General features: G+C 66.5%; 7 protein-coding genes. 5 read left to right on the top strand and 2 right to left on the bottom strand.

Going from position 1 to position 6,678, the window contains the following annotated elements:
• Positions 1–73 precede the first annotated feature (73 nt).
• Complete coding sequence (locus A5692_RS11900; protein WP_231984302.1) at positions 74–1,318, bottom strand: hypothetical protein; 1,245 nt, start codon at positions 1,316–1,318, stop codon at positions 74–76.
• A gap of 222 nt (positions 1,319–1,540) precedes the next feature.
• Here A5692_RS11900 and A5692_RS11895 point away from each other — a divergent pair, with 222 nt between their 5' ends.
• The 4 genes from A5692_RS11895 (at position 1,541) to A5692_RS11880 (ending at position 4,208) form a co-directional block, all read left to right on the top strand.
• A complete protein-coding gene (locus tag A5692_RS11895) occupies positions 1,541–2,011 on the top strand; it encodes a hypothetical protein (protein ID WP_068056151.1) in 471 nt (156 codons plus the stop codon).
• A 157-nt stretch (positions 2,012–2,168) separates the two neighbouring features.
• On the top strand, positions 2,169–2,459 hold the full coding sequence (locus tag A5692_RS29450; RefSeq protein ID WP_197514433.1) for a hypothetical protein: 291 nt from the start codon (positions 2,169–2,171) through the stop codon (positions 2,457–2,459).
• Positions 2,460–2,515: 56 nt separating this feature from the next.
• Positions 2,516–2,884, top strand: coding sequence for a DUF732 domain-containing protein (locus A5692_RS11885; protein ID WP_068056147.1), 369 nt, complete (start codon positions 2,516–2,518; stop codon positions 2,882–2,884).
• A gap of 97 nt (positions 2,885–2,981) precedes the next feature.
• A complete protein-coding gene (locus A5692_RS11880; protein WP_068056146.1) occupies positions 2,982–4,208 on the top strand; it encodes a methyltransferase in 1,227 nt (408 codons plus the stop codon).
• 4 nt (positions 4,209–4,212) lie between these two features.
• On the opposite strand, the gene A5692_RS11875 is transcribed toward A5692_RS11880, so the two are convergent.
• Complete coding sequence (locus tag A5692_RS11875) at positions 4,213–5,241, bottom strand: chemotaxis protein CheB (RefSeq protein ID WP_068056153.1); 1,029 nt, start codon at positions 5,239–5,241, stop codon at positions 4,213–4,215.
• 217 nt (positions 5,242–5,458) lie between these two features.
• Here A5692_RS11875 and A5692_RS11870 point away from each other — a divergent pair, with 217 nt between their 5' ends.
• Positions 5,459–6,241 carry a hypothetical protein gene (locus A5692_RS11870; protein WP_068056144.1) on the top strand — a complete coding sequence of 261 codons (783 nt, stop codon included), beginning with the start codon at positions 5,459–5,461 and terminating at the stop codon, positions 6,239–6,241.
• Positions 6,242–6,678: the final 437 nt, after the last annotated feature.

The following is a 6,678-nucleotide window of genomic DNA, read 5'->3' as shown; positions in this document are numbered from 1 at the left end:
AGACATCTCCACTAAGCCCGGAGGTCCTCCCTTCTCACAGTCAAACCGTCAACAACGTTCGAGCCGGGTACAGCTAGGGCGCCCAGGCGAAGGCGTCGACGCCGGTGTCAAGGCGCTTGGGATTGCGGTTGTCGAGATCGGTTACCACCAAGGCCTTTTCCGGAGAGGTGTCGAGGTAGGCCACGAAGTTGCCGGCGCCCCACGCCGGTCCTTGGCCGCTTGCTTCGACGTCAGTCGCCGTCGTACGCGGCATGTAGTCCGCCTTGCCGAGAATTTGGATCGCCTTCGACGAGTCCGAGGGGCCCGGCTTCGTGAATGCCACCGCACCGGAGTCCAGCGCGGCGATATCGCTGTAGTTCGAACCCTGTTGCGTGAACACGATTGTGGGCTGGGCGCCGGCCTTGTCGGCTGGGACGGAGTAGATGCCGCCGGTACGCAGAGCGAAGGGAATAGTTATGAAATCCGGACCCGAAGCGTCACCGGTGGTGAACAGTATGGTCTGCCCGTCCTTGCCATAGGTCACCGAGAACGCATTCGTGTCGGCCGCGACCCGTCTGGATGCGCCGCCGACCACGAGCACATTGACATCGACAGGCCGCACGTCGCTGCGCGAGTTGACCCACACGATGTGGCCGCCGTCGGGTGACCACGCGAAGTCGGGTACGGCGAACAGCGGCGGTTCTGCGGGCACCAGCGCGCCATTGTCCGTGGCCGCGACGAGCAGGCGGCCACCGTTGATGATCCCGTTAGCGGGGTGGTCGACGAAGGCCACCTGTTGTCCGTTCGGCGACCACCTGGGGCTTGCGACCATGGTCGGTCCCTCGTCGGGGACCTGCGGAATTTTCGCCGGGTCCACGAGCCGCCGCGGCGGACCGACGGGCATGAGCTCTTGCGAGAGGTCCTGCACCCATAACTCACCGCCGTAGTCGTCACCCTTCACCTTTCGCACGAACGCGACGTGCGCCAAGTCGGGCGATGGCGCGGGCTGGGTGTCCGCAGGGCCGTCCGTCAGTTTGCGCCCCGGCTCGCCCGCAGGCGCGCTGACGTACAGCGACCCCGCCTTGGCGTAGAACAATGCGCCGGCCCGGTTGGACATCGGAGCAGACGATGACGTCGGCGTGACCGGCGACGGCGCGGAGTGTGGGGTGCCTCCGGTCGAATGGCACGCGGAAAGCAGCACGGCAAGCAGTGCCGCTGACCGCCGGCCACGACGCCAGAACATGGGCGTCACCATAACTGGCTTGCTAGGGCCGGACGAGAACTCCGGTGGGAAGGGGACTTTGGTCCCTTGTCGAGTCCACTGGGGCACCGAGCCCACCCAGACCCTTTGGAACTCGCTGTTCGCCATGCGCGACCCGTTCGGCCACACCGTCGTTCTTAAAATCCGTCACGTGTCGGTTCGAGTCCGACTGGGGGCACCGGCGTCGGTGCAGGTAGATCGGATCCGGGTCGTCTTGCTGTCCTAGGTAGAGCCTTTATGCCCTGTCTGACTGGCGTCGCCGGGGCGAAGGATCATCGTGCACAGGGTTTAGGAGGCCGGGTGATCAAGCAAGCGATTGGGGTCGTTGCGGTGGTTCTTCTCATCGCGGGGTGTTCAACTCAGAAGCACACCGGCGGTGGCGGCGCCACCACGACAACGGCGCACCCCCAAGCCGTGCGCGAATGGGTCGAGCTGACCAAAGACCACATGCAGGACCTGGGAATCGCCATGGGCAAGGCCACCTTCGCCATCGGCAGCCAGGATTACCCCGCCCTCGGGGCGGCCTGCCACGACGGCCATGAGGCGGCGAGTTTCCTGCAGGGCCACCTGCCGTCACCCGACAAAGAACTCACCGACGCGCTGCAAGCCAGCCTCGACGACTTCGACGCCGCGTCCCACTTCTGCGTCGCCGCGATCGAGGACCGCGACGCGAACGAGGCCCGCCATGCGGGGGAGTTCATGAATTCCGCCGAGGGGCATCTGTCGACCGCCAGCGCGATCCGCGATCGCGTCCTCAACGAACACCCGTAGGTCATAGGTCGAGCGGGCCTCGGCGGCGTTGACGGAATGCGACGAAGGGTCCGGCGCGGGAGGACCTTGGCCCCTATCCCCGGTCGCGGGGGAGCCACGACAGTGGGATCACACGACTTCGTGGCGACCGAGAGAGGGTAATGAAATGAATCGCGAAATGAGCAAATTCTTCTGCGGCGCGTTCGCCGGAATCGCCTACGCGCACGCGGGCTACGCCGTCGCCGCATCCGCCGGCATCATCGACGAGCCCATCTTCCTCGGCAGGAAGTGGGGCGTCGGGTTCATGTGGACGGAGGCCGTTGTCTACACGGCGATCAGCGCGGCCCTCGGATACGCCGGGTGGCGTTCACAACCCGTCGCGCTGCGCGACGTGAGCGCGCCGGAGACGAACGGGCAGTCCGCGCAGGGCGCGACCGGGGCGAAAGTAGCCGTGTCTTCGTCGAATTGACCGGGTCGCCGACGGCGCGCGCGCCGTCGGTCCGCACAGAAGGGATGCCCAGCCGGATGAACGTCGCGCGCAGGAAGCGGTGGGTAGTGTCCTACGCGCTCCTGCTGTCCGCCGCCGCGGCGCTTTGTTCGGGGTCGGCATCTGCGGATCCAGTCGACGATGCGTTCATCGCTTCGCTGGTGAACTACGGGATCGAGGTCCGCGACAGCGGCACCGCGATCGCCATGGCGCACCGGGTGTGCACGGGATTCGACAACAACGCAAATGCAAGCGTTTTGGCGATGAAGGTGATGCACGACACCGACCTCACGATGAGGGAGTCCAGTTACTTCATCGGCCTGTCGGTGGCTGCCTACTGCCCGCAGTACCGGGGGCTCATCGACACCTCGTTGATCTGGTTGATTCCGGGCCCCCCGCTGATGTGAACGCGAACGCCGGTCATCGCGGCTACCGTCGGCGGGCCGAAAGCCGATGGGCACAGTAAGTTGGTCGCGACTGCCACCGCGAAGGAGTTGCGCCGAAGTGACCGACGATCCGCGGGTCGACGAGGTGTCCCGCCAATACGATCGGTGGGAGTATCCGCCTCCGGTGATCGACCTCGCGGCATGGAGCACTAACCACTGGGATTGGTTCGATCCCTTCTGGGCGCACCGGGTGTTGTGGCCGGACCGGGGCTACCAGCCGGACCTCGACATTCTCATCGCGGGTTGCGGCACCTTCCAGGCGGCCCTGTTCGCTTTCATGAATCGCGCCGCCAAAGTGGTCGCCATCGACGTCAGCCGGTCGGCGCTGAAGCACCAGCAATACCTGAAAGACAAGCACGGCCTGGACAATCTGGAATTGCATCTGCTTCCCATCGAAGAAGTGGCGACGCTGTCCCACGACTTCGACCTGATCGTTTCCACCGGCGTCTTGCACCACATGGCGGATCCGCTGGCCGGCCTCAAAGCGCTGGGTGGATGCCTGCGCACCGACGGGGTGCTGGCCGTCATGCTTTACGCGAGGTACGGCCGCATCGGCGTCGACATGCTCGAATCGGTGTTTCGCGACCTCGAACTGGCGCAGGACGACGCATCGGTCCAAATGGTCAAAGAGGCGATCACGGTGCTACCGGCGGATCACCCGGTGCGGTCCTACCTGAACCGCGCGAACGATCTGATGTCCGACGGCGCCCTGGTCGATACGTTTCTGCACAGCCGCCAGCGAAGCTACACCGTTGCGGAATGCCTGGAGCTGGTCAGCTCGGCCGGGCTGGCATTCCAGGGATGGTTTCACAAAACGCCTTACTACCCGCACGATTTCGTCGCGCCGGCGAGCCGGTTCCAGGCTGTGCTGGACCGGCTTCCGGACGTCGAACTGTGGTCCGTCATGGAACGCCTTCAGCCCGCCAACGCCACCCACTTCTTCATGGCCTGTCGCCCCGAACGTCCGAGAGAACATTACGCAATCGACTTTTCCACGGCTGACGCGTTCGACTACGTCCCGTTGCTGCGCACGGCCTGCCTACTGTCCGGCGACGAAATCCATTTGCCCGGTGCGAAGCTAAAGCTCAACCCGGCCCAGCTGCCCTTCGTCCAGCAGGTCGACGGCCGCCGCACGATTCGGGAGATCATCGAGTCGGTGGCACAGCGCGACGACGTCGGACCGGAAAACGCCGATCTGGTAACCGAATTCGGCCGCAAGTTGTTCCAGTCGCTGTGGCGCCTCGACTTCTTGGCGATGGCGCTGAACACCGGCGCCTCCGGCTAGCCTTTCACGACGTTTCGGTGGTCCCGTTGTTGTCGGCTTTGGCCGCCAGAAGGCCCTGGCGCAACGCGGCGATCGCGTGCGCGGCCCGGTTCGCCGTGTCGGTGTAGCCTTCCAAATCGACTGCGCTCTCGGCATTTTCGGCCAGGGTGTGAGACAGTCGCGCGGTGTCCTTCAGGGTGCGGATGGCCGCCCAGATCGCTTCCTCGAGTTCGTCGCCGTACGCCACCAGCAGCGCCTGTGCGGTCCATGCGTGGCCGACCTGGCACCGGTACCCGTTGTCGGCAACGGCCATCAGGGCACCGTTGCAGCTCGGGCAGGTGTACCCGGTCGGCGGCCCCAGGTCCTCCATGCCGACAACTGCCGCGAACTGGCTGTCCATCGCGATCTGGTTCTCCAGCTCGAGCCGCCCGTCCGGGTCCGCCGGCTGCTCTTCGATGTTGCGGTCGGCCAACTGGGCCAGCAGGTTCCCGACCTCCTTGGCCGTCGCGGTGTGATCGGCCGCAGCGGCTTTTATGGCATTGTTCGGCAGATCGGGAAACAGCGCGTCCGCCGGTTCCTGGACCACGGTGACTCCTCCCTTGGCCTTGATGGCGCGCAGCCCGGCCACGCCGTCGTCGAGCAGTCCCGACATCAGGACACCGATTGCCCGGGGGCCGTAGTCCAGCGCGACGGACCGGAAAAGCGCATCGATCCCCGGTCGGCGACCGCTCTCCCACGGACCATCCGACAGGGCCACCCGATGGTCGCGGGCAAGCAGATGGTGATCGGGCACCGCGGCATATATCCGCCCGGCCTCCAGGACAGCGCCGTCGACGGCCGCGACGGCCGGCAACGGCCCGCATCGGCCGATGATCTGGGCCAGCAGGGAAGGCGCTCCCCGGCCCATGTGGATGACGATCATGACCGCGAACGGGAAGTCGGCCGGCATACCCGCCGCCAGTTCGCACAACGCTTCGATGCCGCCGGCGGATGCGCCGATCGCCACCACACCTTCAGCAGGTGTCGCCGTACGCTCCATATCTCGACCCACCATCGTCTCCAAACGTATGGCTTCAAGGCTGAGCCCTGCACGGGCCGACGCCAAGGGCCGTAAGCCTCTATCTGGCGCTCCGCCGCGCGCGTGGGAAAGCCTCGAGGCGCCGCGATCACAGTGGTCAGCGGGATTTGACGGTGCAGGTACGGACTCGCGGACCAAATGTTCGGCCTGCCGCCGACGGCGCGGCGACCCGCCACTCATACACTGGCGTATCGTGGGCATGCTGTTTGGTCTTGCTTCGTGGATCGTTTATTGGGTGCTCGTCGGCAACGTGCCGTTCGGCGCCGCCGCGTTGGCGGCCCTGGCGGTCGCGGTCATCGCGCTGGTGATCGGGGTGGTCGGCGGCAAGCCGGAACGAACACTCGAAATCGGTTCTGTCGCAGTCTTTGTGGTGTTGGCGGCGCTGACCTTCGCGCTGGGCGACGCGTTCGCCCAGCGGTGGATGCTGCCGCTCAGCACTGGAGGCTTCCTCGTGGTGGCGCTGGTCGGCACGCTGACGGGCAGGCCCTTCGTGCGTGCGTTCGCCGGCGCGGAACAACCCGCCGACGTCGTCAAGACCGAACTGTTCGGCCGGGCCGTCGGCGTCCTGAGCTGGATCTGGGTGGCGACGGCGGCCGGTATGACGGTGTCGTCGGCGATCCCGCCGATCGTGCGGGGTGACGCCACGATCCTGGACACCGGGACCCCGTTGTCGTACGTGTGTTACTGGCTGATTCCGTTCGCGCTGCTCGGTCTGGCGGCGCTGGCCTCGCGATTCCTGCCGGCGCGGATGCTGATCGGCGTCGATGACCTCGAGCGCGAGACCTCGTTCGTCGCCTACGACGAAGCCACCATCGACGAGCTCTACTTCCTCGCGCAGGAACACGCGAACCGGGAGGTCGGCCCCGGCAAGGAGGCCTACAACGTCAAGGTCGGGGGCATGGGCACCCCCTTGACCGGCGACGAGTCGCGCAAGTCGTGGCCGTCGACCTACAAGGTGCGCGACAAGCGGCGCTGACCGGGCGCCGCGCTCGCGATCGCCGCTAGGCCGATGGCGGCGACCCGCTTCGCCCGGCTTCGCCGCGCTCGCGATCGCCGCTAGGCCGATGGCGGCGACCCGCTTCGCCCGGCTTCGCCGCGCTCGCGATCGCCGCTAGTTCGTTGGCGGCGACCCGCTTCGCCCGGCTTCGCCGCGCTCGCGATCGCCGCTAGGCCGATGGCGGCGACCCGCTTCGCCACCGGGCGCCGCGCTCGCGATCGCCGCTAGGCCGATGGCGGCGACCCGCTTCGCCCGGCTTCGCCGCGCTCGCGATCGCCGCTAGGCCGATGGCGGCGACCCGCTTCGCCCGGCTTCGCCGCGCTCGCGATCGCCGCTAGTTGTCGTGACCCGGGAGGTTGTTAACGGCGTGCCTGCTTGAAATTGGGAGGACCTCCTGACGGAGTGGATGTGTCTGG

The organism is Mycobacterium sp. E342 (assembly GCF_001667665.1).
Classification (GTDB): Bacteria; Actinomycetota; Actinomycetes; order Mycobacteriales; family Mycobacteriaceae; genus Mycobacterium.
This window is presented reverse-complemented; position numbering and strand designations above follow the sequence as displayed.

Coding starts and splice junctions, on each gene's coding strand:
- A5692_RS29450 (WP_197514433.1), top strand. CDS start 2,169: ATGAGCAAATTCTTCTGCGGCGCGTTCGCCGGAATCGCCTACGCGCAC.
- A5692_RS11885 (WP_068056147.1), top strand. CDS start 2,516: ATGAACGTCGCGCGCAGGAAGCGGTGGGTAGTGTCCTACGCGCTCCTG.
- A5692_RS11875 (WP_068056153.1), bottom strand. CDS start 5,241: ATGGTGGGTCGAGATATGGAGCGTACGGCGACACCTGCTGAAGGTGTG.